Below are 24,353 nucleotides of genomic sequence, written 5' to 3' on the forward strand. Positions count from 1 at the left end.
CGTGACGTCGAGTTGATGGTCTTGACCGTTGAGCTTCAGGGTAATCATGGGCACGCCCGCATATTGGTAAGTCATGGGGTCGAGCAATCTGCCGCCTGGGGGGTGGCGGTTGGCATCACGCAGATCGGCTCAGGCTAATGAGGCTCTCTTATGCGGACGATAAGGTCTGCACCGGGCCTTTAGTGAAGCAAATGCTTGATCGTCAGGTGGCTAAGTTAACTCGGGATTAACAAAAAAGCCCTGCACAGTGCAAGTGTGCAGGGCTTGGAGGTCAGTCTTTAAAGCGTAGCTTCAATACTGATTGGGCTCCATTTCCAGTTCAACATGGAAACGATCCAAAATGTCTTTCTGGATCCGTTGCGCCAGGCTCAGCAATTGCAGGCCGGTGGCGCCACCGTAGTTGACCAGCACCAGCGCCTGCAACTTATGCACGCCGGCGTCGGCTTCACGGAAACCTTTCCACCCTGCCCGTTCGATCAGCCAGCCGGCGGCCAGCTTCATCTGCCCGTCGGGTTGCGCGTAAGCCACCACGTCCGGGTATTCGCCTTTGAGCTGCGCGACCAGCGCCGCTGACACCAACGGATTTTTGAAGAAGCTGCCGGCATTGCCGAGCACGGCAGGGTCGGGGAGCTTTTCGTTGCGGATGCTGCAAATCGCCTGGCTGACGTCGGTGGCGGTCGGATGATCGATGCCTTGCTCGGTCAGGCGCTGGCGCACCGGGCCATATTCGAGGTGCAGGTGCGCGGCACGGTCGAGGTTGAAACGAACCCGCAGAATCAACCAGCGCCCCGGCTCCTGTTTGAACAGGCTGTCGCGGTAGGCGAAGTTGCATTCCTCCAGGCTGAAGTCGCGCGGTTCGCCATTCTGACGATCAAGAGCAGTCAGGCCGGCGAACACGTCTTTGATTTCCACACCGTAGGCGCCGATGTTCTGCATCGGTGCCGCGCCCACGGTGCCGGGGATCAGGCTGAGGTTTTCCAGGCCCGACAAACCCTGCGCCAGCGTGTATTGCACGAATGGATGCCAAGGCTCTCCAGCCTCGGCTTCAATCACCACCTTGCTGCCATCATCGCTGAGGATGCGAATCCCGCGAGTGGCCATGCGTAGCACCAGCGACTGGATATCGGCCGTCAGCAGCAAGTTGCTGCCACCGCCGATCACCAGCAGCGGCACGTCGTGTTCCGTCGCATAGGCCAGGGCTTCGCGCACATCGGCGTCACTGTGGGCCTCGGCAAACAACCGCGCCTGCACGTCCACGCCAAAGCTGTTGAACGGCTTGAGCGACACCTGAGGCCGAATCTGCAAACTCATAGCCGTCCCTTCAGTTCGATCACCAGCAAATCGCTGGCGTGCTCAATCAGGTCCAGCACCTGCTCGAAGCCGTGTTCGCTGTCGTAATACGGGTCCGGTACTTCTTCGATGTTCAACTGGCACCGACGCAGAAACAGGTCCAGCTCGGCCTTGCCCTTGGCCGGTTGCAGGGCCTTGAGGTGGCGCAGGTTACTGTTATCCATTGCCAGGATCAGGTCGTAGGTGTCGAAATCGGCGCGATCCACTTGCTGGGCGCGCTGGGCGGACAGGTCGTAACCCCGCCGTTCGGCCGCGGCCTGGCTGCGCTCGTCCGGCGCCTTGCCGACATGCCAGTCACCGGTACCAGCCGAGGCGACTTCGATTTGATCGGCCAGCCCCGCTTCGCGCAATTTGTGCCGCAGCACACCTTCGGCCGTGGGAGAACGGCAGATGTTGCCCATGCACACGAACAGAACCCGCATCAGGCCTCCAGCAGGCGACGAACGCGCTCAAGGTCTTCGATGGTATCGACACCGGTGGGCGGCGCGATCAGTGCATCGGCCACGTGAATGCGTACGCCGTGCCACAGGGCCCGCAGTTGTTCCAGTGATTCGATGTTTTCCAGCCAGCACGGACCCCAGCTGACGAAGTCATGCAGGAAACCGGCGCGATAGGCATAGATGCCAATGTGGCGGCGGTATGGCACGCCTTCCGGCAGCACCTCGCGATTGTTGGCAAACGCGTCCCGCGCCCAAGGCAAGGTTGCGCGACTGAACGTCAGCGCCAGGCCGTTGAGGTCGCTGACGACCTTGACTACGTTGGTGTTGAACAGGGTTTCCACGTCTTCGATCGGCTCGGCCAGGGTGGCCATGCGGGCTTCGGTGTGGGCGGCCAGGTTGGCGGCGACTTGGTTGATCACACTCGGCGGAATCAACGGTTCGTCACCCTGGACGTTGACCACAATGGCGTCAGGCGCCAGACCGAGTTTTTCGGCCACTTCGGCTAAACGATCGGTGCCGGAATTGTGATCTTCGCGAGTCAGCACCACTTCGGCACCAAACCCGTTGCAAGCCTCGACGATGCGCGCATCGTCAGTGGCGACCACCACGCGTTGGGCGTTGCTTTTGCTCGCCTGTTCCCAGACATGCTGGATCATTGGCTTGCCGGCGATCAACAGCAGTGGCTTGCCCGGCAGACGGGTAGACGCGTAACGCGACGGAATGACGACGGTAAAGGCTGTGGTCATTTATCCAGACGCTCGTCGGTGGTCAGGGTGCGGGCTTCGGTTTCGAGCATCACCGGGATGCCGTCGCGAATCGGGTAAGCCAGGCCGGCGCCCTTGCTGATCAGCTCGGTTTTGTCAGCGCTAAGCTTGAGCGGGCCTTTGCAGACCGGACAAGCGAGGATGTCGAGCAATTTGGTGTCCATGAGCATTCCCTTGGTAAAAACGGATTTAAGGCAAAAGACGATCCGGCAGCAGTCGCATCAGCTGCGTATCGAACCAGGCCACGAAGGCCGGTGATGGCGCAGCATCGACCGCCAGGTACCACCAATCGGCGGCGGCGAAGGCACGGCACTTCACCGCGTCCTTTTCGGTCATCACCAATGGCAATGACGGGGTGAAATTCAAGGCCTGGACGCTGTACTCGGCGTGGTCGGCAAATGCATGCGGGACTGGCTGCCAGTGTAGCGTTTCGAGGGTTGTGAAGAAACGTTGCGGATTGCCAATGCCGGCCACCGCATGCAGCGCCTGGCCTGCGGGGAAGTGATCGAGGGGACGTCGTTCGCCACTGTGCAGATTGATCAGTGCCGTGGGTTGTAGCTGGAAGGCAAAACCATCACCGCGATCGGCCGTGGCACCGTTGTAGAGCACCGCATCGACGCTTTGCAGACGCTCAACCGGCTCACGCAACGGCCCGGCAGGCAGGCAATGCCGGTTGCCCAGGCCACGGGCAGCGTCGATCAGCACCAGTTCAAGGTCTCGGGCCAGACGGTAATGCTGCATGCCGTCGTCGGAGAGGATCAAGTCCAGTGGCTCGCTCGCCAGCAATGCTTTGACCGCGCGGCTGCGGTCCGGGTCGATCATCAACGGCACGCCGGTACGCTGGACGATCAACAGCGGCTCGTCGCCTGCGATATCGGCACTTTGATCCGACTCGACGCGCCACGGCAATTGCGGCGGTTTGGCGCCGTAACCGCGGCTGACCACACCCACCCGCAAGCCGCTGCGCTGACAGTGTTCGATCATCCACAGAATCAACGGCGTCTTGCCGGTGCCGCCCACTGTGATGTTGCCGACCACGATCAACGGCACGGGGGGCTGATAGATCTCGCCCTCACCCGCCAGAAAACGCTTGCGCTTACCCATGACCACGCGCCGGTACAGCCATTCCAGTGGCTGCAACAGCTTCAGGGCCGGATGACCTTCGTACCAAGCGGCGAGGAAGCGATCGGAGATGGCCATCAGGGTGCGGGCGGTGCCGCCTCGACAGTGGTCATGCGCAGGTGGCTGAAGCCGAGCTTGCCGGCGGCGTCCATGGCGGTGATGACTGATTGATGCTGGGTCTTGCCGTCAGCGCTGATGGACAACGGCAGGTTAGTGTCGCCGCTGGACTCCTTTTTCAGCGCCTCCATGAGCGTGGCCAGGTCATTCTTCGGCAATACCTGGTTGTTCACCGAGAACGTACCTTCGGCGTTGATGGCGATGTCGAGTTGCTTGACCTGCGGATCTTCGGCAGGCGAGCCGCTGACCGCCTCCGGCAGCTCGACGCGCAGCTGGGTTTCACGGGTAAAAGTGGTGGTCACAACGAAAAACAGCAGCAGGACAAACACCACGTCGATCAGCGACACGAGATTGATGTCCACGTTCTCCCGTTGCTTGCGGCGGAATTTCACGCTTTGCCCTCAGCCAGATCAACGTCACGGTCGCCCTGCACCACTTCAACCAGCTTGATGGCTTCCTGCTCCATCCCCACCACCAGCTCGTCGATGCGCCGTTGCAGGAACCGGTGGAAGAATACCGACGGGATACCGACGATCAGGCCCGAAGCCGTGGTGATCAAGGCTTTGGAAATACCACCGGCCAGCACTGCGGCGTTGGTGGCCATGCCCGTGCCCATGAACGAACTGAAGATATCGATCATGCCCAGGACTGTCCCGAGCAAGCCGAGCAGCGGGGCCATGGCGGCGATGGTGCCCAGGGCGTTGATGTAACGCTCCAGTTCGTGGATGACCCGGGCGGCGGCCTCTTCGATGCACTCTTTCATGATCTCGCGACCATGCTTGGAGTTGGCCAGGCCTGCGGCGAGGATTTCGCCCAACGGCGAGTTGGCGCGCAGTTCCTTGAGTTTTTCTTTATTGAGTTGCTTGTCCTTGATCCACACCCAGACCTGTCCGAGCAAGTGATCCGGGGTCACACGGCTGGCTCGCAGGGTCCAGAGACGCTCGGCGACGATCGCCATGGCCGCGATGGAACTCAGAATGATCGGCAGCATCATCCAGCCGCCGGATTTGACCAATTCCCACACAGTGACAGTCCCCTCGAAAAAGTGCGCCACTCTAACATAGGGGGTCGGCGCACCGAAGACCGTGATGTCGCATCCGGTCGGGCATTAATCACTCAAGGTTATTGCGCCGAACGCCAGAAACGCCGTTCCAGACGCATCGTCGAGGGTGGAGTGAAGTGCCCAAGCTGCAGACGGATGGCACCCTGCTCGGCGCTGTCGTAGATCGCCATGCCGCGTTTTTGATACCGAGCGATCACCGTGGGATGGGGATGGCCAAAGGCGTTGCCCCGGCTGCGGGAGATCAGCACTGCTTTGGGTCGCAATCTATTAAGCAGCGCCATGGACGACGAACTCCGACTGCCGTGGTGCGGCGCCTGCAACCAATCGGTAGACACGGCCAGTGGACTGTCGAGCAAGGCTCGCTCGGCGGCGCTGTCGATGTCACCGGTCAGCAGCAATCGCTCGCCACTGGCTTCGATTTGCAGGACGCAGGACTTCTGATTGCTGTCGGTGGCGGAAGACCATTGCCAGAGTTCGAACCGCACATTGTCCCAGGCCCATTGCTCGCCGCTCTCACAGGCCTCGGCTCGCAATTCGAGCGGCAAGGCCAGTGGATCGCCACTGCGCACTCGTTTTACCGCCAGGCCATTGGCGACCGCCAGGGCACCGCCGGCATGATCGGCGTCGGCGTGGCTGATCAGCATCAGGTCGAGTGCTTCCACGCCCAGCTTACGCAACGACGGCAGCACCACCCGCGCCCCCTGGTCGAAATCACCGAAGCGCGGCCCGGCGTCATACAGCAAGGTGTGATGGCGAGTGCGCACCAGGATGGCCAACCCCTGGCCAACATCCAGCTGCCATACTTCGGCAATGCCTGGCGGCATGGATTCGCGCGGTGGAAAAACCAGCAACAGCAACAATGGCCACCCCAGCGGCCGCAGCGGTACGCCTCGCGGTAGCAATAATAGAAGCGCCCCCAGCGCGCCGAGCGCCCAGATCCACCACGGCACTGCCACTGGCACCCACGCCGGCAATTCACCGGCCATCAAAGCCAGGCCCTTGAACAGCCCATCGATCAGGCCACCCGCCAGCCACAGTAACCCTTCACCCACGTAAGGCACTGGCAACAACAGCGTCCCGAGCAAGGCTGGCGGCAATACCACCAGACTGATCCAGGGCACTGCCAGCAGATTGGCCGCCGGCCCGCTGATGCTGATCGGTAACCCGAGCACCAATAACAACGGACACAGTCCGATTGCGATCAGCCATTGCGCGCGCGTCCAGGTTTGCCACCAGCGCCAAGGGCCCAGCCGACCGCCGAAGGTGAAAATCAGCACCGCCACCGCTGCAAAAGATAACCAGAACCCCGGTTGTAAACTCGCCAGCGGGTCCAGCAACAACACACCATCAAGCGCCAACAACAGCGGCCACCAGGCGCCGAGGTGACGAAATCTGAGGCGCCATAACAGCATCAGACCGATCATCACGCAGGCCCGGCGCACCGGCACCTCAAACCCGGCCAGCAGCCCGTAACCGAGTGCCGCAGAGAATGCCAGACCACACGCCCAAGGCAGCCAAGGCAAACGGTTCGGCCACAGACCATACCGGGCCGCCCCGGCGATCAACAGATACACCAGTCCCGCGAGCAAACCGATGTGCTGCCCGGAAATCACCAGCAGGTGCACGGTGCCGGTGTCTTGCAACACCTGCCAGTCCTCGCGACTGAGCCCGGTGCCATCCCCCAGCACCAACGCCGCCAGCGCCCCCGTTCGCCCCTGGGCATCAACGGCCTGCAAGCGTTGGCGAATGCCGTCGCGCCAGGCCCATCGAGCCTCGGTCAGTCGCTGTCCATCCTTGACGGTCCCGGTAGCGCCGATGCGTTGCGCCAGCAGCCAGGCGTCGTAATCGAAAGCCTGCGGATTGAGCAGGCCCGCCGGCCGCTTCAATTTCACTGCCAGCCGCCACCGCTCGCCACTGTTGACGGGCGGTCCGTCATACCAGACCAGGCGCATCAGTTGCGGCACCTTTGCCTGCCGCGACCGAGCGCCTGCCAATTCAAAACGTACAACCCCGTCGTTGTTCTGCGGCAATCCCACCACCCGACCTTCGACCCAACGGGTTTCGCCATCGAGACTCACCTGCAGCCGATCGTCCAGCGCCCACTGCGCATTCGCGCACGCCCAACTGAAGCCGAACAGGAAAAACGCCAACGGATAAGTCCTGAACGGCAGCAACATCAAACCGGCTACCGGCAGCAACAGCCACAACCAGACCGGTGGTAATACCGGCAAAAAACGCAAGGCCAACAGACCCAACGCCAGCGCCATCATCCCCGTGCGCATACGCCCATCCTTGAGAGTCCCTCCCTAGGCGTAGCCGGCTCATTGCACAGCTGTCGTTATTAATTGTCACAAAGTCTGAATGGGCGCCTTATAGAATCCAGACATACTTGTCGCCTTAACCGACCGAGAAGCCTTATGCCCCGGCGCTTATTCAAACGCTACATGCCAGACCCGACGAGCATCAGGGAACACAAATCCTTACGTTTTCTCGGCAGCCTGCTGCATGACCCGAACCTTTGGCACCTTAATCGCCACTCCGTCGCCCGGGCCATGGCGGTCGGTTTGTTCGCAGCGTTCCTGCCGATCCCGTTGCAAATGCTAGTGGCTGCCATCCTTGCGATCATGGTGCGCGGCAACCTGCCGATTGCGGTGAGCCTGGTCTGGCTGACCAATCCGATCACCATGCCGGCGGTGTTCTACTGCACGTACCAGACCGGCGCCTGGATGATGGACGTCCCCGCCCGTCATCTGCCGGACGAACTGACCTGGGAATGGATCAGCGGTGAACTCTCTACGTTGTGGCAGCCGTTGTTGCTCGGTTCAGTGGTGACGGGACTGGTACTCGGTGCCCTCGCCTATTGCCTGACCATGCTGTATTGGCGCTGGTGGGTGGGGCGGCAATGGAAACGGCGCAAGAAAAACCGGATGTGAGAATGCAAAACGGCCTTCATTTCAGGAGGCCGTTTTTTTGCGCTGTCAGTACTGACGCCATCGCGAGCAAGCTCGCTCCCACAGTAGATTGGTGCTGCCCACATTATTTGTGATCGACACAGTTCCCTGTGGGAGCGAGCTTGCTCGCGATGCAGGCGACGCGACCGTTATTACGTACGCATCCCACGCCCACTGACCAGCAACCTCGCGCACCCAATGTAAAGCGCCACCGTCGCCACCAGCATAAAGGTGATCGCCACACTGATCTTGATGTCCGAAACCCCAAGAATGCCGTAACGGAAAGCATTGACCATATGCAGCACCGGGTTAGCCAGGGACACGGTCTGCCAGAACGGTGGCAGCAAAGTAATCGAGTAGAACACCCCACCCAGGTACGTCAGCGGCGTCAGCACAAAAGTCGGGATAATCGAAATGTCATCGAAGTTGCGCGCAAACACCGCATTGATAAAACCTAGCAGCGAAAAAATCGTTGCCGTCAGCACCACCACCAGCAGGGTCACGCCCAGGTGATGCACCTGCAAATGGGTGAAGAACAGCGACAGCAGTGTGACGATGATCCCGACCATCAACCCGCGCAACACACCGCCCAGGGTGTAACCGATCAGAATCGTGTGCGGCGATACCGGCGACACCATCAACTCTTCGATGGAGCGCTGGAACTTGCTGCCAAAGAAACTCGAGACCACGTTGCCGTAGGAGTTGGTGATCACCGACATCATGATCAGCCCCGGCACGATGTACTCCATGTACGTGAAGCCGCCCATACCACCAATCTGCCGACCAATCAGATTGCCGAAGATCACGAAATACAGAACCATGGTGATGGCTGGCGGCAGCAGCGTCTGCGGCCAGATTCGGGTAAAGCGCCGAACCTCGCGGTAAACGATGGTATTGAGGGCAACGAGGTTGGGTTGCAGCTCGGAACTCATAACGCCACCTTCGACAGATTTTTCTCCACCAGGGACACGAACAGCTCCTCGAGGCGATTGGTTTTGTTACGCAGGCTCAGCACTTCGATGTTCTGCTGCGCCAACTGGGTGAACAGCGCGGTGATGCCCATGGCCTTATCGACCTGAACTTCAAGGGTGTGACTGTCGAGCAGCTTCGTCGGGTAGCCAAGCAACTGCGGCGCCGCGCTCAGGGTGTTCTTGAGGTCGAGCAGGAAAGTTTCCACATGCAGTTGGCTGAGCAACTGCTTCATGCTGGTGTTCTCGACGATGGTGCCGTGGTCGATGATGCCGATGTTGCGGCACAACTGCTCAGCCTCTTCCAGGTAGTGCGTGGTAAGGATGATAGTGATGCCTTTCTTGTTCAGCTCGGTGAGGAAGGTCCACATCGAGCGACGCAGTTCGATGTCCACGCCCGCCGTCGGTTCATCGAGGATCAGCAAGCGCGGTTGATGAACCAGCGCACGGGCGATCATCAGTCGACGCTTCATGCCACCGGACAGCGAACGCGACGGCACATCGCGCTTGTCCCACAAACCCAGCTGGGTCAGATATTGCTCGGCGCGTTCCTTGGCGATTTTCGGCGGGATGCCGTAGTAACCCGCCTGGGTCACCACGATATCGAAGGTTTTTTCGAACTGGTTGAAGTTGAATTCCTGAGGCACCACGCCGATACAGCGCTTGAGTCCCGCAGGATCCTTGTCCAGGTCGTGACCGAAGATATTCACCGTTCCGCTGGTCTTGTTCACCAGGGTCGAGAGAATGCCGATGGTCGTGGATTTGCCGGCGCCGTTAGGGCCGAGCAAGGCGAAAAAGTCACCTTCGGCGACGTCCAGATCGATACCACTCAGGGCCTGGAAACCGTTGCCGTAGGTTTTGGTTAGCTGCCGGATGGACAGAGCGGAACTCATATCGGATTTACGCACCAAGAAGGGAAGAAAGGGATCAATAAGGGCGAGCGGCGCACAATGCAACCGCGGCGCACGAGCGCAATGGTGCTTGTCGCCGCCCCACAAGTACAGTCAAGTGTGTCGATAGTGAGTATTAAGTCAACGCGGTCATGACGGCTTTCTGATACGCCGGACGCAGCTTAAGCCGTGCGTACCAAGCCTCCAGATGGGGCTGTGGCGCGCGCTCGATCGGCATCTCGAACCAGGCATAAATGAAACTGCCCAAGGGGATGTCGCCCATGCCGATGTCATCGCCGGACAGGTACGGTTTGGTCGCGAGCGCCTGATCGGCCATGGCCAGTAGCTCGTCGCACTCCTTGATCGCGGCGTGAATGGCCGGCCAGTCCTGCTTGTCTGCCGGCGTGCGCAACACGCCCCAGAACACGGTGCGAAACGGGCCGGCGAAACTTGAAGTGGTCCAGTCCATCCATTTCTCGGCCGAGGCGCGGGCCTTCAGATCGGTCGGGTACCAGGCAGTGCCGCCGGCGTGGACGGCCATCAGGTAACGCACGATGGTGTTGGACTCCCACAGCACGAAGCCGTCGTCTTCAATCACCGGCACACGACCATTGGGGTTCATCGCTCGGTAATCAGGCGTATCGACCACGCCAAAGGCGCCGCCCGCATTGATGGCTTCATAGGCCAGGCCCAGCTCTTCGGCAGCCCACAAAGGCTTTCTGACATTCGACGAATTTTTCCGACCCCAAATCTTCAGCATGACCGCCTCTTTATGGATGAATGCGCAGGCAGCATACGCCGGATCAGGCGCGACTCAAATCGCTCTGCATATCACCCGGCAGCGGCGGCAGTTGCTCGCTGAACAGATGCGGATAGCACTTTTCAAGGTGCTCGAAAAAGAACGCTTCGGGTACGTCGCTGAACTGGCCGTGGTCGACCAGGTACTCCATCAGTTTTTCGCCGTCTCGATTGAAAGGGTGAAACACACTGTCGTTGATCCCGTCGAATTCCAGCGGCGCGACATTGAACAGTTCGCACAAACCTTGATTGAACGCCGGGGTGGCCTTGACCCAGCGGCCGCCCAGATACAGCTCGGTGTAACCGTGCATGGCGAACACGTCGCTCTTGAGCAATTCGAGCAGGCGCGGCGTCGATAAATGATTGCGTACGTCCGCCAGGCCGATCCGCGCGGGAATCGCGCAATGCCGGGCGCACCCGGCCAGCAGCGTGGCTTTGGGCACGCAATAACTTTCCCCGGTGGTCAGTGCATAACTGCCACGCAATGTGTCCGGATCGCGGCTGAACGTGTACGGGTTGTAACGCACGGCCTCACGCACTGCGTAATAGAGACTGGTCGCCTGTTCAATCGGGTTGCGACTGGCGCCGCGATGTTTTTCGGCGAACTCCACCACTGACGGATGGTCACTATCGATGAAGCGGCCGGGACTCAGATACTCGAGCATGAGAACAATCTCCTGGGGAAGCCACGAGTCTAGCGACAGGTTCAGCACAGAGATAACGGCGTTTCGGCCAAATATGGCCGCTTTGTCGCCCGCACTACCAACGCTTTCCGAGGTCCGCTTCATCCAAGGTTTCCCACGAATTCAAACACATCGCTCTGACCACCCTGTTTTGCGGATGCCGTCTAAGCTCTGAAGGTTGGTTTTGCCCTGGTTCACGGAGGATTAAATATGCTGTTGTTGTGGATACTGGTTCTGGTTGTCGGGATAGCCTATCTGGCCCACCGCCGCATCTCCCCACTGCCCGCGCTGGGGATCGTTGCTGTCTATGTCGTTGCGATGGGTGCCTTCAGCCGCGCACCGGGTTGGCTGCTGCTGATTTTCTGGGTGTTGATCGCGGCGGTCGCAGCGCCATTGTTGCTGCCCGACCTGCGCCGCAAATTTTTCAGTGCGCCTTTGTTCAACTGGTTTCAGAAAACCCTGCCGCCCATGTCGCAAACCGAGCGCGAAGCCATCGAGGCAGGCACGGTGTGGTGGGACGGCGAACTGTTCAGCGGCCGCCCGGACTGGGACAAACTGCTGTCCTATCCCAAAGCGCACCTGAGCGAAGAGGAACAGGCCTTTATCGATGGCCCGACCGAAGAGCTGTGTGCCATGGTCAGCGACTGGCAGATCGGCCAAACCATGGACCTGCCGGCCGAAGCCTGGAGCTACATCAAGGAAAACGGCTTCTTCGCCCTGATCATTCCCAAGGAGTACGGCGGCAAGGGCTTTTCTGCCTACGCCCACTCGCAGGTCGCGATGAAACTGGCGACTCGCAGCGGCGACCTCGCGTCCACCGTGATGGTGCCTAACTCCCTCGGCCCGGCAGACCTGTTGCTGCACTATGGCACTGAAGAACAACGCAACCATTACCTGCCACGACTGGCACGCGGTGACGACATCCCGTGCTTCGGCCTGACCGGCCCACTCGCGGGCTCCGACGCCAGCTCCATGCCCGACACCGGGGTGATCTGCAAAGGTGAATGGCAAGGCAAGGAAACCCTCGGCCTGCGCCTGAACTGGGAAAAGCGCTACATCACGCTGGGCCCGGTGGCTACCCTCCTCGGCCTGGCCTTCAAGGCCTACGACCCAGACCACTTGCTGGGTGACAACGAAGACCTGGGCATCAGTCTGGCGCTGATCCCGACGGACACCGCGGGCGTTGAAATCGGTCGCCGTCATCTGCCACTGGGTGCTGCGTTCATGAACGGCCCGAACTCGGGCAAGGACGTATTCGTGCCGCTGGACTTCCTCATTGGCGGCCAGGAAATGCTCGGAAAAGGCTGGATGATGCTGATGAATTGCCTGTCGGTCGGGCGTTCGATTTCGCTGCCGGCGGTCGGCACTGGCGCGGCGAAGTTCACCAGCCTGGTGACCGGTCAATACGCGCAGATACGCGAGCAGTTCAACGTTCCACTCGCTGCTTTCGAAGGCATTCAGGAGGCCATGGCGCGTATCGGCGGCAACGCCTGGATGATGGACGCCGCGCGAATGCTGACCGCCAATGCCGTGGACCTGGGGGAGAAACCGTCGGTGCTGTCGGCGATTCTCAAGTACCACCTCACCGAGCGTGGTCGCGAATGCATCAGCCACGCGATGGATGTGCATGGCGGCAAGGCGATCATCATGGGGCCGAACAACTACCTCGGGCGCAGCTGGAATGGCGCGCCGATCTTCATCACCGTGGAAGGCGCGAACATTCTTTCGCGCAACCTGATGATCTTCGGCCAAGGCGCGATTCGCTGCCATCCGTTCGTGCTCAAGGAAATGGCCCTCGCAGATCGCGAGGACAGGGATCAGGCACTCACCGAGTTCGATGACCTAATGCTCAAGCACATCGGTTTCGCGGTGGGTAATGCCGCCAGCACCCTGGTGCTGAACCTCGGTTTCGGACACCTGGAGCATACGCCGGGCAACAAGCTCAGCCAGGGCTACTTCCGTGCCCTCAACCGTCAGGCTGCTGCGTTCGCCCTGCTCGCCGACCTGAGCATGATGATGCTGGGCGGTGAACTGAAACGCCGCGAACGTTTATCGGCACGCCTGGGGGATGTGCTCAGCAACATGTACCTGGCTTCGGCGGCGCTCAAGCGTTACCACGACCTCGACTCTGCGGATCACATGACACCGCTGTTTACCTGGGCCATGGAAGAAAGCCTGGGGCAGTCCGAACGTGCACTGGATGAATTGCTGAGCAACTTCCCGAACAAGGTGCTGGGTTGCCTGTTGCGGGTGATCGTGTTCCCGTTTGGTCGCCGCCACAAAGGACCGTCGGACACACTCGGCGTCGAAGTGGCTGCAGTGATCGGCCGCGCCAAGGGCGATCCGGCCCTGGAGGAGTTGCTGGGTGGTTGCTACCGTCCGCAATCGAGCGATGACGCCGTCGGCGCCCTGCAGCACGCTTGTGACTTGTTGAACGCGGCGCAGCCATTGCAGAAAAAGCTGCATTTGGGACTCAAAAGTGGACAGGTCAAACCGGCTGCCGGGGAACATCTCATCGACGCAGCGCTTGAGGCTGGCGTGTTACAACCCAGGGAAGCGCAGACCCTGCGTGAGGCGGAAGCGGCGCGACGCAAGGTGATCGACGTCGACGATTTCGACAAAGAGGCGTTGGCGCTGGCGCAAGGAAAGGTCCGCTGATCTTCTCTACCATGTAAAAACGGGCGCAGGAGCTTTATACTCCTGCGCCCGTTTTGCTCTTGAGGACTTATCTCGTGTCCAACATCGTTGCCGATCATCTCGTTTTGCTCGACCACCTGCGCAGCATCCTGGTCGCCGTAGGTGAGGCCGATCAGGTTCCCGAAGAAAGCCATGCCTTGTTCCTGGAGCGCTTCGATGAACTGCGTGCATTGCTGCCGGTCGACCCGATCGAAAGCCAATACCTGGGCCAGGACATTCTGTGCCAGGTGATCGCCCGCTATCCGCAAATCGCCCACCTGGTCCCGCGCGACTTGCTGTGGTACTTCGCCGGTGACTGCCTGCACTACATGCCCGATGATGAAATCAACCTGTATCAGGCGCTGGAGGAACGTCGTTTCGAAGCCGAACAGAATGACGAACCATTCGACTGGAATCAGGAAAAACAACTGCTGGCGATGTCGAACGAAGACAGCAAGCACTGATCTTCGATCAGAAATACAAAAGGCCCGCATGGTTGAACATGCGGGCTTTTTTTTGTTGCCGGTGATGCATTCGCGAGCAGGCTCGCTCCCACATTAGGGTTGTGAACACCACAGATCCACTGTGGGAGCGAGCTTGCTCGCGATGAGGCCCTTTAGAGCAACCCGTCACTCTCGGGCAACTCATATTGCGCCGCGACCTTGCCCAATGCAGTTGGCTTGCCCGGCTTACTCAAGGTCGGCTCCTTCTCCAGGCATTCCACCAGATAATCGATAAACACCCGCAACTTCGGCGGCAAATATCGGGTCGGCGAATGCAGCAACCAGGCGCCGCCGTGGTAGGAAGCCAGGAAGGTCCAGTCCGGCAGCACCTGCACGATCAAGCCCTGCTCCAGTGCATAACGCGCGGTGAAATACGGCAGGCTGCCGATGCCGATGTGTTGCAACACCGCGCCCAATCGGACGCCGGTGTGATTGGCGGCATAACGCCCGCGCACACCGACCGTCACGGCTTTGGTGCCTTTCTTGAATTTCCAGCGAGCATCGCTCGGGGTTTCGCCCAGGTAAATGCAACTGTGATTGAGCAAATCATGGGGATGGGTCGGCGTGCCGTGATCGGCCAGGTACTGCGGCGTGGCACAGAGCATATGGTCGATGGTCAGCAATTGCCGCCCTACCAGCCCGGCGGGTGGCCGATCAGTAATGCGAATCGCCAGGTCGACATTGTCGTCAATCAAATCCACCTGACGGTCTTCGAGCATCAACTCCACATCCACCTTGGGATAACGCCGAAGAAATTCGGGCATATGCGGATGTATCACGAAGCGCCCCACCGCCTTCGGCACGCTTACACGTATCAGCCCTTCCGCTTCCTGGCTGAACTGGCCGCTGATTTCCATCACCGATTTGGCCGCGCTGACCATTTCCTGGCAACGCTTGAACACTTCCTCGCCACCATCGCTCAAGCGCAGTTTGCGCGTCGTTCGTTGCAGCAGACGGGTGGCGAGTGCCTTCTCCAGACGGGAGATGCTGCGACTGACCGCCGAGGGGGAAGCGCCGAGCTGGCGCGCGGCCTCGGAGAAGCTGCCGGTTTCGACAACCTTGACGAAAATCGCCATTTCACCGAGCAGCGGCAGTGGAAGATTTATGCTCACAGCGCAACAGTCCTTTGAAGTTTGAACGGATTATCACGCAATTCCACCCTTCATATAATAAAAAACAGAAATTCTGATAAGGGCATGGAATATGACGCTCCGCCTCTTTTTCCATAGTGATGACCTCAAGGCCAACGTGGAAGTCCTGGAGTGCACGCCCCATGAGAACGAGTTTGCCGTGGTGCTGCGGGCCACGTTGTTCCATCCCCAGGGCGGCGGGCAACCCTGCGATACCGGTTGGATCGGCGAAAGCCAGGTGCTGCGTGTGGTACAGGACCCGGACCGGATCATCCATTTCGTCGATCAACCGGTGAAACCCGGCATGAACCCGATCCGGGTCGATGAACAACGTCGCCAGTTCAATACCCGCATGCATTCCGCCGGCCATCTGATCGGCCACTTTGTCCAGGCCATGGGCTGGATGCCGATCAAGGCTCACCACTGGCCGGGCGAAGGTCGGGTGCAGTTCAACCCGACGGACAGCGCACAAGAGGTTGATGGCACGACTCTCCAGCACGGCATCGCGCAGTGGATCGCCGAGGACTTGCCGCGTCTGACCTCGTTGCGCGAAGGCGCCCGGGAAATCGGTTTCGGCGAGCTGCCCGCCTATGGCTGCGGCGGCACCCATGTACGTAGCCTGAAGGATTTGGGCACGGTCACAATCGCGTCGCTTTCACAGAAGAAGGGAACGCTGTCAGTCCACTACAGCATGGACTGAACAGTTGGGCGATGTCATCGCCTGACGCCGGGGGAGCCCCCATTCGCGGGCTCCGTTGACTCTCTGATAGATGGACCTAAGACATGATGCTTGACGTCGAGCGTCTCGATGAGACGTGCATAAAAAAACTCGCCAACGAAGAAATCCTCGCCATCCGCATCAAAGGCTTTCTGCCCCGGCCGCTGGCTGTTCAGATCGGCGACAAGATTCTCGCCCCTGGCTTCGAGGGTTACATCAACGCACCGAGTATCGGTCGCATCGGCATGGCGTTTTATGAAGCGGAAAACCAGCCGCTCCTGATCGAAGATTACTTCGAGCGTGCTACGCGCAACATCGCGGAATTGCGCAGCCGTTGCGCGCCCTACTCGTCCCCGGTCGACACCCTGCGCTGCATGCTCGACGAGTCCTGGCCGGCGGGTGCGCATCTGGAAAACCTCTACGGTCGCAAAATGTACGTCAGGCTTTCCCGGGTGGTGAAACCCGGAGTGTGCTTTCTGGCCCATCACGACATTTTCGCCAAGGATGCTCCGGACAGTTTCCAGGCGCGGAGTCTGGAGTCGCAGTTCGCCTGCAATGTTTACCTGAACATGCCAATCGAGGGCGGCGCGCTGCAGATGTGGGACGACGATATTTCCCCGGAGCAGTTCGATGACATGCGCGGCGACAGTTACGGCATCGATCCGTCCCTGCTCGGCCCGCCGACCCTGGAGATTCGTCCAGATCCGGGAGATTTCATCATGTTCAATTCACGCCGCATGCACTCGGTGACACCGGGCGTGGCCGATCCGCGCTTGAGCCTGTCATTTTTTGTCGGCTATCGCGGCAATGCTTCACCCCTCACCTTCTGGAGTTGAGATGCAGTTTTCAAATTACCTGGGCGAGTTCCTGGCGCTGGCGACTATCCACTTTCTGGCCGTCGTCGCACCCGGACCGGACTTCGCGGTCACCATCCGCCAGAGCGTGCGTTTCGGTCGATGGGTGGGGATATGTACGGCACTGGGCATCGGTGCGGGCATTTCCGTGCATGTGCTTTACACCCTGCTCGGCGTCGGCGCATTGATGCACACCACGCCTTGGCTGTTGACCGTGGCCAAGGTCGTGGGCGGCGCCTACATTCTGTACCTCGGCGTCAGCCTGTTGCGCAGCCAACCCAAATCGGTGCCGGAGGGTGAAAAAGATGCAGACGAACCGAGGGTCGAGCAAACACTGCTAAAAGCATTCACCACCGGGTTTCTGACCAATGCCACCAACCCCAAGGCGACACTGTTCTTCCTGGCGATCTTCACCACGATCATCAGCGCCACGACACCGCTCAAGATTCAGGCACTATACGGTCTCTGGATGTGTTTCGTGAACGCACTGTGGTTTGTCATCGTTGCGCTGTTCTTTTCCAGCAGCAGGGTGCGGTTGCTGTTCATGCGCCTGGGGCACTGGTTCGAGCGGAGTATGGGGGTAATCCTGATCCTGTTTGCGGGCCGATTGATTTTATCGATGTAAATACGCAGGGATCATCAAGCACATTTATTAAATTGGTGATCCTGAATTTTTCGCAAAAAGAAAAAGCCCGCTCAGTCTGACTGACGGGCCTTTTTTCTTTACAGCATACCCCGTCAACACTGCGCTATGACCTTGCCCGCACCGCTCGCCCGCCCGCCTTTCTCCAGCCTTTGCACCCGCGGTTTTTTTTAAAAATCATGGCACTTTGGTTTGATTGAACTACCTTCAAGCAATAAGAAGTCATAACGGCTCGAATTTCCACGTTAGCTTCAGTGATCAGATGGTGAATTGGCAAAAGGAGTTACCTCTCTATGATCCTGTCGGGCGTTTTCCGGCTCTGTACCTTCATTGCCGATTACTTTCCAGGGGAGCCAGGTCGACGGACAGTACCGTCCATAGCCACGAGCGTCGCTCTGGCGGGCAGTCCAGATAACCGGATCACTAAAAACTGTTTTAGCAAAGGTCGCTCGCTGTCCAGGCAGATCAGCGAATTGCGCCCGCTCATATGTAGCACGCAAGGAATAACACCAAGGCCATGGACAAGTGGTCTGACGCATTGGGGGGGATAGTCCGGTCCCCGTGAAGTGATCCGTGACAAATCAGTCAGCCTAAAGATGGCCTATCCAGTGAGGATGTATTAAATGAGCCTTCGTCCCGTGCCCGCTTTAAAGCGAATTATCCATGGCCTGTTCTGGATTGGCCTCAGCGTGGATGCGGCTCACGCCGCGACGGACAGTTGTCCGCAACTGGACAGTTGGCCGACTACGTTCGAGGTCGGTCAGGGGCTGCAGAGTGAACTGCGCAGCCCTGTTCCGGTAACAAAACTGGCGGTGGGTGACCCGAAAATTGCCGACGTGCAACCCAGCGGCAACAACGCGTTCATACTCACGGGCATTGCGCCGGGGACCACCAGCCTGATGGTCTGGACCGCCTGTTCGAAAACACCGCGCCAAGGCATGGTGTTCGTCAAGGGTAAAGCGACGTCGGCGCTGACCAGCGTGTCGTCGGTACCTTCCGACGACCCGCTGCTACCGAGCCAGGTGCAGACCGATATCCGCTTCGTTGAAGTCAGCCGGACCAAGCTCAAGGAAGCCTCCGCCTCGATTTTCGGCGTCCGGGGCAACTTCCTGTTCGGCTCGCCGAGAACCTTGCCCACCATCAACGGCATTGTCACGCCGGCGCTGCCAGTGAACAACGACAATTTCAACCTCACTTTTGCTACCGGCAATACCCTGGTGGCGCTCAACGCGCTGGAGGGCAGTGGTTTCGCCTACACCCTGGCGCGGCCAAGCCTGGTAGCGCTCAGCGGGCAGAGTGCGAGCTTCCTGGCCGGCGGTGAAGTACCGATTCCGGTGCCCAGTTCAGGCAGCGATAACGTGTCCATCGAGTACAAGGAGTTCGGTATCCGCCTGACCCTGACGCCGACCATCGTCGGGAAAAACCGTATCGCGCTGAAGGTGGCGCCGGAAGTCAGTGAACTGGACTTCAGCAACGCAGTGAGCATCGCCGGCACGATTGTCCCGGCCCTGACCATACGCCGTACCGATACCAGCATCTCCCTGGCCGACGGCGAAAGCTTCGTTATCAGCGGCTTGATCAGCACCCACAACGATTCCCGGGTGAACAAGTTTCCGGGGTTGGGCGATATCCCGATTCTGGGCGCGTTTTTCCGCGACAACACCATCAACCGTGAAGAGCGCGAACTGTTGATGATCGTCACCCCCCATCTGGTCCAGCCACTGGCTGCCAATGCACAACTACCGTCATTGCCTGGCGAGCAACTGCGCAATTACGACCCGAACTTCTACCGCATGTTCTTCCTGGAAAATGGCGACTTCGACAGTCGCAGCGGGCTCTCGCAATGAACCGAAGCCTGAACCAGTCGTGCCTTGCCCTGACTCGTAATGGTGACTTTGAACACTTGCCAGGCCAGCTTTATTGCCATTGGCCAAGCGTTCAACGTGTTGTAGCCAGAGGACATTCGATGAAAGCAGTCATTGCAATAGCGGCGACAATAATGCTCGCAGGTTGTGCCAGCAATGGCCTGTCTTCGCGACCGGCTAACTGTGCCAAGCCCGGTTCAGATCAAGAACTGGCCCTGAACCTGGCCGACAACATGGCCAACGAAGGCCGTTTGTATGCCAGCCTGGCGAATCTGGAAGGATTGCCCGATAACCTGGTCCAGGTTCGCCTGCGCAAGGCTCGGGTGCTGCGCTTGATGGGGCGTAGCGAGGCGGGGCCGTTGTACGAAAGTCTGCTCGGCACCTGTCTGGCTGCTGATGGGGAACATGGTCTGGGCCAGTTGGCCGCGGCCAAAAATGATTACGTCACTGCTACCACTCACCTTGAGCGTGCGGTGAAGATGGCCCCCACTGACGACAGGATGCGCAATGACCTGGGGGTCGTCTACCTCAATCAGCGACGGATCCCTGAAGCACGCTTCGAGTTTATGACCTCCATGGAGCTCAAGCAGTCAGATTCACTGGCGGCACTCAATATGGTGACGCTGCTGATCTACCAGGATAACTGGAAGGCGGCTTCCGAACTTGTGACACGCGCCAGCTTGAGTCCTCAGCAAGTCACAGAGGCTCAAATCCGCGCGGAAAAGCTCAAGGCCTCCGCCAAAAAAGTGGTGGCTTCCGAGGGGAATCGCAGGACTGAGGTAGCCGATGCCTCTTCCAGTGCGATCAAGTAGAACGTACGAGGAGTCGAGATGAATACCAAAAGGCTGTTGATCGTGTGCATGGCTTGCCTGTCTACCACTGCCTGGGCTATTGAACCCGGCCCCTCTTCGCCGCAGCAACAAGGCACCGAACAGTGGATGCAGCTCCAGATTCGCGGTGTGGTTGCCTCCCCTAAACTGCAAACCGCTTCGGCCACCGAACGTGACCTGGCCATGCAGCGCTGGTTGAACAGCTTCAACTACCCGATTCCGGAGTTTTATAAACAGGATACCGGGGGACAGGTCCCTAGCGGCAACAACTGAGGCATGTCGATGGGTGATCAGCCTCTGGCGTAGTCCAGAGTAGCCTGGCTGCAAAGCCGGGCTTAATGTCGTGTGCAGGAAAGCAGTGAAATTATCTAATCCTGGCCGGATTACCCTGGAGCTGCCGAAGGCTGCGATCTTTTGCTTTTTCTGGCAGGCAATTTCATTGCCTCAACAGATCAAAAGCAAAAGATCGCAGCCTTCGGCAGCTCAGGAAAGATGTAGATTTATGGCAGGACGTGCAGATCAGGCTTAGGAGGCAAGGCCATCTGACTCGACAGCACATGCCCCCTGTTCATATCAAAGCTTCCCGAATGCTCTGAGCACCCCGATCAGGGGGGGGCCAACGGCTACCAGAAAGAAGCTCGGCCACAGACAGAAAATCAACGGGAATATCAGCTTGGTACCGATTTTCGCCCCTGCTTCTTCGGCGGCCTGCGTACGCCGGTCACGGAACTCATCGGCATAGATGCGCAGGGTATCAGCCACGCTGGTGCCGAAGCGGATACTCTGCGCCAACAGGCTGACTAGCCCTTGTATCTCCTCCAGTCCGGTGCGTACAGCCAGTTGCTTGAGCGCTTCGGTACTGGGAATGCCGGCGCGGATTTGCGCGTTGACCAGCGCCAATTCCTCAGCCAGTTCAACCTGACTGACCGACATTTCCTCAGCCACCCGCTCAATGGTCTGCGGCAATGCCAGACCCGACTCCACACAGACCACCATAAGGTCCAGGGCGTCCGGAAAGGCCGCACGCAGTCTGCCCTGTCTAGCCTGCTTGCGCTTTTCGACATAAATCGCTGGCAGTAACCACCCGGCAGCAGCAGCAATAGACACCAGCAACAACCCCATATTCAGAGAAACCCTGGAGAACATCGGCAACAACAACAGTGCAATGCCAACCGATATCAGCGGCAACAGCAAGCGCACCGCCCAGTACATCTGTACCGCCGACGGTGAGCGGTAACCGGCGTGCATCAACAGGGTTTGGGTGGCGGACGTATGAGCCGTCCCAGTCGACCCAAAGCGTTGGCCGACTCGCTCCAGCAATAATTGCAGATTCCCCGGTGCGTCCTGCCCAGCGATATTCCCTGAATGACCGCGCTTGATCAGCGCCAGTCGACGCTGCACCGGATCCTGCAGCCCCAATACCAGCAACGCCACGGTAACGGCCGCGAGCATCGCACTTAAACCGATAGCACTGACGAACAACATACGCGCCAGCTCCGCATTGCCCACCACCCGACTGAACAACCCGAGCAAATAGTCCATGACCTGCACCTCCGCAAAACGAATACCGCTTAAACCTGAATCCGGATGATTTTGCGGATCCAGAGAATCCCGAGCAACATGGCGCCGAAAGCCCCGATGATCAACTTGTGGCCAAACGGATCGTTCAGCAGCAAAGGCATATAACTGGGGGTTGTGACCAGGATCACCGCAGCCAACACAAACGGAATGGCCACCAGCACCCAAGCTGACATGCGTCCTTCGGCCGACAAGGTTTTGACCTTGCGCTGGAAACGGAAGCGCCCTCGGATCAGACAACTCAAACGTTCCAGCACCTCGGTCAGATTACCGCCGGTCTCGCGATGGATGAGGATCGAGGTCACCAGCATCATCACCGTCATGCTCGGCATCCTCTCAAGCAGGCCGAGCATGGCCCGGCGTACATCGTTGCCATAGTTGATGTCGGCGAAGGTCAGGCCGAACTCTTGAGCCACTGGCCCCTTGTGCTCCTCGGCTACCAGACGCAGGGTCTCATTGAACGGGTGCCCGGCGCGCAAGGCCCGGCACATGGCATCCAGCGCATCCGGCAGGCCCTCTTCAAACGCGGCGAAACGTTTGCCACGGTCACGAGAGATTTTCAGCAGGGGTAACGAGAACACCCCGACACCCGCCACCAGCGCCATCCACCAGATGGACGAGACCATCCAGATCAAGATACCCGCCCAGATGCCAAGCACCAGAGCGAGCAGTAATACCCGATAGGCCCGGTATTCGTGCCCGGACTGCTCAATCATTTGCGTCAATGTCCTCATAAAAGGCAGCTGCTCAAGCCTGGCCTCCAGAGGCGACAAACGTGTCAGATACTTCTGCCTCAACACCGTTTGCATGTTGGGCAGATTGTTGGCCCTCTCCAATACATGCAAGCGGCCGCGGATGCGCTTGCGCATCTTGCCAGCCTCGCCGAACACCGGCACCGCCACCCCCTGAGCCAGGAGGAAGACAGCGATAAACACCATACCGAGGAAGATCAGAATGTATTCACCAGGGATATGGCTCATGACTGCCGTGCCTCCATCCACTCAGGCCTGAACATCGTCAGCGGCAACTCGATACCGCGCTTGGCCAGCACATCGCGGAAGGCCGGGATCATGCCGCTGGGACGATAATCGCCGAGCACCTCGCCGTTTTCGCCCATGCCTTGGCGCGCAAAGGAGAATATTTCGGTCATGGTGATGATCTCGCCCTCCATGCCATTGATCTCCTGCACGCTGACCAGCCGGCGCTTGCCGTCCTCCTGACGTTCCAACTGGATCACCACATCAATGGCCGAAGCGATCTGCTGACGCATGGCCTTGATCGGGAAGGTCGCCCCGGTCATCGACACCATGTTCTCGACCCGCCCCAACGCATCGCGCGCAGTGTTGGCGTGGATCGTGGTCAATGAGCCGTCGTGGCCGGTGTTCATGGCCGTCAGCATGTCCAGCGCCTCGGCGCCGCGCACTTCGCCGATCACAATGCGGTCCGGGCGCATCCGCAGGCTGTTACGCACCAACTCCCGCTGACTCACCTCGCCACGCCCCTCGATATTCGACGGCCGGGTTTCCAGGCGTACCACGTGGGGCTGCTGCAGTTGCAGTTCGGCCGAGTCTTCGATGGTGACGATCCGCTCGTTTTGCGGAATGAAACTGGACAGCACATTGAGCATGGTGGTTTTGCCGCTGCCGGTACCGCCGGAAATCAGTACGTTCAATCGCCCACGGACAATCGCCTTGAGCAGCAAAGCAATGGCCGGGGTCAACGTCCCCACCTGGATCAGGCTGTCGGTATTGAGCAGGTCCACCGCAAAGCGCCGGATCGACATGCTCGGACCGTCGATGGCCAGCGGCGGGATAATCGCGTTGACCCGCGAACCGTCCTTGAGCCGGGCATCCACCAACGGCGAGGACTCGTCGATACGCCGCCCCAGATTGGAGACGATGCGGTCGATGATATTCAGCAAATGCTGATCATCGCGAAAGCGCACATCGGTCCGTTGCAGTTTGCCGAAGCGCTCGACATAGACCGAGGCAAAACCGTTGACCAGAATGTCGGACACGCTGTGATCGGCCAGCAACGGTTCCAGAGGGCCCAGACCGAGCACCTCATCGGTGATCTGCTTGATGATCAACTGGCGACTGACGGTACTCACCGGAGCCGAATGCTCATCGAGCAGGCGCAGACAAATATCGCGAATCTGCCGCGTGGCCTCGGCCTGTTCAAGGGAGTCCAGCAAGGACAGGTCCATGACCTTGAGCAACTGCTGGTAGATCTTTTCCCGCCACTCGGCCTCCACCGGGGTGACCTGGCTTTTGGTTTCGTAAAGAACGTCCGGTGCCGCACGCTCCCACGCCATTATTTCCTCTGCCGGATCCAGCAGATCGTCGCCCGGTTGGGCAGCGGCGGGTTTACCGGACTGTTTGCGCAAGCGGTTACGAAAGTCGCTGATCAT

The 24,353-nt window shown here is 59.4% G+C and carries 25 protein-coding genes; 9 read left to right on the plus strand and 16 right to left on the minus strand.

All coding sequences use genetic code 11. The features are described from left to right. Positions 1–291 precede the first annotated feature (291 nt). The 8 genes from murB to ACM6IR_RS05320 all read right to left on the minus strand — a co-directional run bounded on the left by murB (position 292) and on the right by ACM6IR_RS05320 (position 7,138). Positions 292–1,311, minus strand: a complete 1,020-nt coding sequence (gene murB, locus ACM6IR_RS05285; RefSeq protein WP_414906716.1) for a UDP-N-acetylmuramate dehydrogenase — start codon at positions 1,309–1,311, stop codon at positions 292–294. Then, on the minus strand, positions 1,308–1,772 hold the full coding sequence (locus ACM6IR_RS05290) for a low molecular weight protein-tyrosine-phosphatase (protein WP_414906717.1): 465 nt from the start codon (positions 1,770–1,772) through the stop codon (positions 1,308–1,310). The genes murB and ACM6IR_RS05290 overlap by 4 nt, the downstream gene beginning before the upstream one ends. After that, positions 1,772–2,536 (minus strand): 3-deoxy-manno-octulosonate cytidylyltransferase, encoded by a 765-nt coding sequence (gene kdsB, locus ACM6IR_RS05295; RefSeq protein WP_414906718.1) that lies wholly within the window; start codon positions 2,534–2,536, stop codon positions 1,772–1,774. Before kdsB ends, ACM6IR_RS05290 begins: the two co-directional genes overlap by 1 nt. Continuing rightward, a complete protein-coding gene (locus ACM6IR_RS05300) occupies positions 2,533–2,718 on the minus strand; it encodes a Trm112 family protein (RefSeq protein WP_007945752.1) in 186 nt (61 codons plus the stop codon). Before ACM6IR_RS05300 ends, kdsB begins: the two co-directional genes overlap by 4 nt. Before the next feature lie 25 nt (positions 2,719–2,743). Then, positions 2,744–3,754, minus strand: a complete 1,011-nt coding sequence (lpxK, locus tag ACM6IR_RS05305; RefSeq protein ID WP_414906719.1) for a tetraacyldisaccharide 4'-kinase — start codon at positions 3,752–3,754, stop codon at positions 2,744–2,746. Continuing rightward, positions 3,754–4,185, minus strand: coding sequence for an ExbD/TolR family protein (locus tag ACM6IR_RS05310; protein ID WP_414906720.1), 432 nt, complete (start codon positions 4,183–4,185; stop codon positions 3,754–3,756). The genes lpxK and ACM6IR_RS05310 overlap by 1 nt, the downstream gene beginning before the upstream one ends. Then, the gene (locus tag ACM6IR_RS05315; protein ID WP_414906721.1) at positions 4,182–4,817 is read right to left on the minus strand and encodes a MotA/TolQ/ExbB proton channel family protein; all 636 of its coding nucleotides are present in this window, start codon (positions 4,815–4,817) and stop codon (positions 4,182–4,184) included. The genes ACM6IR_RS05310 and ACM6IR_RS05315 overlap by 4 nt, the downstream gene beginning before the upstream one ends. Before the next feature lie 98 nt (positions 4,818–4,915). Further along, positions 4,916–7,138 (minus strand): DNA internalization-related competence protein ComEC/Rec2, encoded by a 2,223-nt coding sequence (locus tag ACM6IR_RS05320; RefSeq protein ID WP_414906722.1) that lies wholly within the window; start codon positions 7,136–7,138, stop codon positions 4,916–4,918. Positions 7,139–7,273: 135 nt separating this feature from the next. On the opposite strand from ACM6IR_RS05320, the gene ACM6IR_RS05325 reads away from it, so the two are divergent. Continuing rightward, the gene (locus tag ACM6IR_RS05325; RefSeq protein WP_414906723.1) at positions 7,274–7,789 is read left to right on the plus strand and encodes a DUF2062 domain-containing protein; all 516 of its coding nucleotides are present in this window, start codon (positions 7,274–7,276) and stop codon (positions 7,787–7,789) included. Between the two features lie 170 nt (positions 7,790–7,959). On the opposite strand, the gene ACM6IR_RS05330 is transcribed toward ACM6IR_RS05325, so the two are convergent. The 4 genes from ACM6IR_RS05330 to ACM6IR_RS05345 all read right to left on the minus strand — a co-directional run bounded on the left by ACM6IR_RS05330 (position 7,960) and on the right by ACM6IR_RS05345 (position 11,128). Next, positions 7,960–8,739 (minus strand): ABC transporter permease, encoded by a 780-nt coding sequence (locus ACM6IR_RS05330; RefSeq protein ID WP_414906724.1) that lies wholly within the window; start codon positions 8,737–8,739, stop codon positions 7,960–7,962. Further along, a complete protein-coding gene (locus ACM6IR_RS05335; protein WP_414906725.1) occupies positions 8,736–9,668 on the minus strand; it encodes an ABC transporter ATP-binding protein in 933 nt (310 codons plus the stop codon). The genes ACM6IR_RS05330 and ACM6IR_RS05335 overlap by 4 nt, the downstream gene beginning before the upstream one ends. Positions 9,669–9,801: 133 nt before the next feature. Next, positions 9,802–10,425 (minus strand): glutathione S-transferase family protein, encoded by a 624-nt coding sequence (locus tag ACM6IR_RS05340; protein WP_414906726.1) that lies wholly within the window; start codon positions 10,423–10,425, stop codon positions 9,802–9,804. 43 nt (positions 10,426–10,468) lie between these two features. After that, positions 10,469–11,128: a transglutaminase-like domain-containing protein gene (locus ACM6IR_RS05345; protein ID WP_414906727.1), complete on the minus strand. Its 660-nt coding sequence runs from the start codon at positions 11,126–11,128 to the stop codon at positions 10,469–10,471. A 228-nt stretch (positions 11,129–11,356) separates the two neighbouring features. On the opposite strand from ACM6IR_RS05345, the gene ACM6IR_RS05350 reads away from it, so the two are divergent. Both ACM6IR_RS05350 and ACM6IR_RS05355 read left to right on the plus strand, forming a co-directional pair. Continuing rightward, entirely contained in the window at positions 11,357–13,804 is a 2,448-nt protein-coding gene (locus tag ACM6IR_RS05350; RefSeq protein WP_414906728.1) for an acyl-CoA dehydrogenase, read from the plus strand. 74 nt (positions 13,805–13,878) lie between these two features. After that, entirely contained in the window at positions 13,879–14,286 is a 408-nt protein-coding gene (locus ACM6IR_RS05355) for a PA2817 family protein (RefSeq protein ID WP_414906729.1), read from the plus strand. A 152-nt stretch (positions 14,287–14,438) separates the two neighbouring features. Here ACM6IR_RS05355 and ACM6IR_RS05360 read toward each other — a convergent pair whose 3' ends face one another. Then, a complete protein-coding gene (locus ACM6IR_RS05360) occupies positions 14,439–15,437 on the minus strand; it encodes a LysR family transcriptional regulator (protein ID WP_414906730.1) in 999 nt (332 codons plus the stop codon). Positions 15,438–15,528: 91 nt separating this feature from the next. Here ACM6IR_RS05360 and ACM6IR_RS05365 point away from each other — a divergent pair, with 91 nt between their 5' ends. From ACM6IR_RS05365 to ACM6IR_RS05390, 6 genes are all read left to right on the plus strand, one after another. Beyond that, positions 15,529–16,155, plus strand: coding sequence for an alanyl-tRNA editing protein (locus ACM6IR_RS05365; protein ID WP_414906731.1), 627 nt, complete (start codon positions 15,529–15,531; stop codon positions 16,153–16,155). Positions 16,156–16,238: 83 nt separating this feature from the next. Next, positions 16,239–17,009, plus strand: a complete 771-nt coding sequence (locus ACM6IR_RS05370; protein ID WP_414906732.1) for a 2OG-Fe(II) oxygenase — start codon at positions 16,239–16,241, stop codon at positions 17,007–17,009. Between the two features lies 1 nt (position 17,010). Next, complete coding sequence (locus ACM6IR_RS05375) at positions 17,011–17,652, plus strand: LysE family translocator (protein ID WP_414906733.1); 642 nt, start codon at positions 17,011–17,013, stop codon at positions 17,650–17,652. A 641-nt stretch (positions 17,653–18,293) separates the two neighbouring features. After that, positions 18,294–19,517, plus strand: coding sequence for a type II and III secretion system protein family protein (locus ACM6IR_RS05380; protein WP_414906734.1), 1,224 nt, complete (start codon positions 18,294–18,296; stop codon positions 19,515–19,517). A 119-nt stretch (positions 19,518–19,636) separates the two neighbouring features. Next, entirely contained in the window at positions 19,637–20,347 is a 711-nt protein-coding gene (locus tag ACM6IR_RS05385) for a tetratricopeptide repeat protein (RefSeq protein ID WP_414906735.1), read from the plus strand. Positions 20,348–20,365: 18 nt separating this feature from the next. Beyond that, complete coding sequence (locus ACM6IR_RS05390; protein WP_414906736.1) at positions 20,366–20,638, plus strand: DUF3613 domain-containing protein; 273 nt, start codon at positions 20,366–20,368, stop codon at positions 20,636–20,638. A 300-nt stretch (positions 20,639–20,938) separates the two neighbouring features. Here ACM6IR_RS05390 and ACM6IR_RS05395 read toward each other — a convergent pair whose 3' ends face one another. The 3 genes from ACM6IR_RS05395 to ACM6IR_RS05405 are packed head-to-tail and all read right to left on the minus strand — an operon-like array spanning position 20,939 to position 24,353. Further along, entirely contained in the window at positions 20,939–21,907 is a 969-nt protein-coding gene (locus ACM6IR_RS05395; protein ID WP_414906737.1) for a type II secretion system F family protein, read from the minus strand. 29 nt (positions 21,908–21,936) lie between these two features. Further along, positions 21,937–22,923 (minus strand): type II secretion system F family protein, encoded by a 987-nt coding sequence (locus ACM6IR_RS05400; RefSeq protein WP_414906738.1) that lies wholly within the window; start codon positions 22,921–22,923, stop codon positions 21,937–21,939. Beyond that, the gene (locus tag ACM6IR_RS05405; protein WP_414906739.1) at positions 22,920–24,353 is read right to left on the minus strand and encodes a CpaF family protein; all 1,434 of its coding nucleotides are present in this window, start codon (positions 24,351–24,353) and stop codon (positions 22,920–22,922) included. The genes ACM6IR_RS05400 and ACM6IR_RS05405 overlap by 4 nt, the downstream gene beginning before the upstream one ends.

The sequence above is a fragment of the Pseudomonas sp. IT-P253 genome, from assembly GCF_949768125.1.
Classification (GTDB): domain Bacteria; phylum Pseudomonadota; class Gammaproteobacteria; order Pseudomonadales; family Pseudomonadaceae; genus Aquipseudomonas.

Excerpts from the sequence above, each read along its gene's own strand:
- murB (WP_414906716.1), bottom strand. The coding sequence starts at position 1,311 with ATGAGTTTGCAGATTCGGCCTCAGGTGTCGCTCAAGCCGTTCAACAGC.
- ACM6IR_RS05290 (WP_414906717.1), bottom strand. The coding sequence starts at position 1,772 with ATGCGGGTTCTGTTCGTGTGCATGGGCAACATCTGCCGTTCTCCCACG.
- kdsB (WP_414906718.1), bottom strand. The coding sequence starts at position 2,536 with ATGACCACAGCCTTTACCGTCGTCATTCCGTCGCGTTACGCGTCTACC.
- ACM6IR_RS05300 (WP_007945752.1), bottom strand. The coding sequence starts at position 2,718 with ATGGACACCAAATTGCTCGACATCCTCGCTTGTCCGGTCTGCAAAGGC.
- lpxK (WP_414906719.1), bottom strand. The coding sequence starts at position 3,754 with ATGGCCATCTCCGATCGCTTCCTCGCCGCTTGGTACGAAGGTCATCCG.
- ACM6IR_RS05320 (WP_414906722.1), bottom strand. The coding sequence starts at position 7,138 with ATGCGCACGGGGATGATGGCGCTGGCGTTGGGTCTGTTGGCCTTGCGT.
- ACM6IR_RS05325 (WP_414906723.1), top strand. The coding sequence starts at position 7,274 with ATGCCCCGGCGCTTATTCAAACGCTACATGCCAGACCCGACGAGCATC.
- ACM6IR_RS05330 (WP_414906724.1), bottom strand. The coding sequence starts at position 8,739 with ATGAGTTCCGAGCTGCAACCCAACCTCGTTGCCCTCAATACCATCGTT.
- ACM6IR_RS05335 (WP_414906725.1), bottom strand. The coding sequence starts at position 9,668 with ATGAGTTCCGCTCTGTCCATCCGGCAGCTAACCAAAACCTACGGCAAC.
- ACM6IR_RS05340 (WP_414906726.1), bottom strand. The coding sequence starts at position 10,425 with ATGCTGAAGATTTGGGGTCGGAAAAATTCGTCGAATGTCAGAAAGCCT.
- ACM6IR_RS05345 (WP_414906727.1), bottom strand. The coding sequence starts at position 11,128 with ATGCTCGAGTATCTGAGTCCCGGCCGCTTCATCGATAGTGACCATCCG.
- ACM6IR_RS05350 (WP_414906728.1), top strand. The coding sequence starts at position 11,357 with ATGCTGTTGTTGTGGATACTGGTTCTGGTTGTCGGGATAGCCTATCTG.
- ACM6IR_RS05365 (WP_414906731.1), top strand. The coding sequence starts at position 15,529 with ATGACGCTCCGCCTCTTTTTCCATAGTGATGACCTCAAGGCCAACGTG.
- ACM6IR_RS05370 (WP_414906732.1), top strand. The coding sequence starts at position 16,239 with ATGATGCTTGACGTCGAGCGTCTCGATGAGACGTGCATAAAAAAACTC.
- ACM6IR_RS05375 (WP_414906733.1), top strand. The coding sequence starts at position 17,011 with ATGCAGTTTTCAAATTACCTGGGCGAGTTCCTGGCGCTGGCGACTATC.
- ACM6IR_RS05380 (WP_414906734.1), top strand. The coding sequence starts at position 18,294 with ATGAGCCTTCGTCCCGTGCCCGCTTTAAAGCGAATTATCCATGGCCTG.
- ACM6IR_RS05385 (WP_414906735.1), top strand. The coding sequence starts at position 19,637 with ATGAAAGCAGTCATTGCAATAGCGGCGACAATAATGCTCGCAGGTTGT.
- ACM6IR_RS05390 (WP_414906736.1), top strand. The coding sequence starts at position 20,366 with ATGAATACCAAAAGGCTGTTGATCGTGTGCATGGCTTGCCTGTCTACC.
- ACM6IR_RS05395 (WP_414906737.1), bottom strand. The coding sequence starts at position 21,907 with ATGGACTATTTGCTCGGGTTGTTCAGTCGGGTGGTGGGCAATGCGGAG.
- ACM6IR_RS05400 (WP_414906738.1), bottom strand. The coding sequence starts at position 22,923 with ATGAGCCATATCCCTGGTGAATACATTCTGATCTTCCTCGGTATGGTG.
- ACM6IR_RS05405 (WP_414906739.1), bottom strand. The coding sequence starts at position 24,353 with ATGATCAGCGACTTTCGTAACCGCTTGCGCAAACAGTCCGGTAAACCC.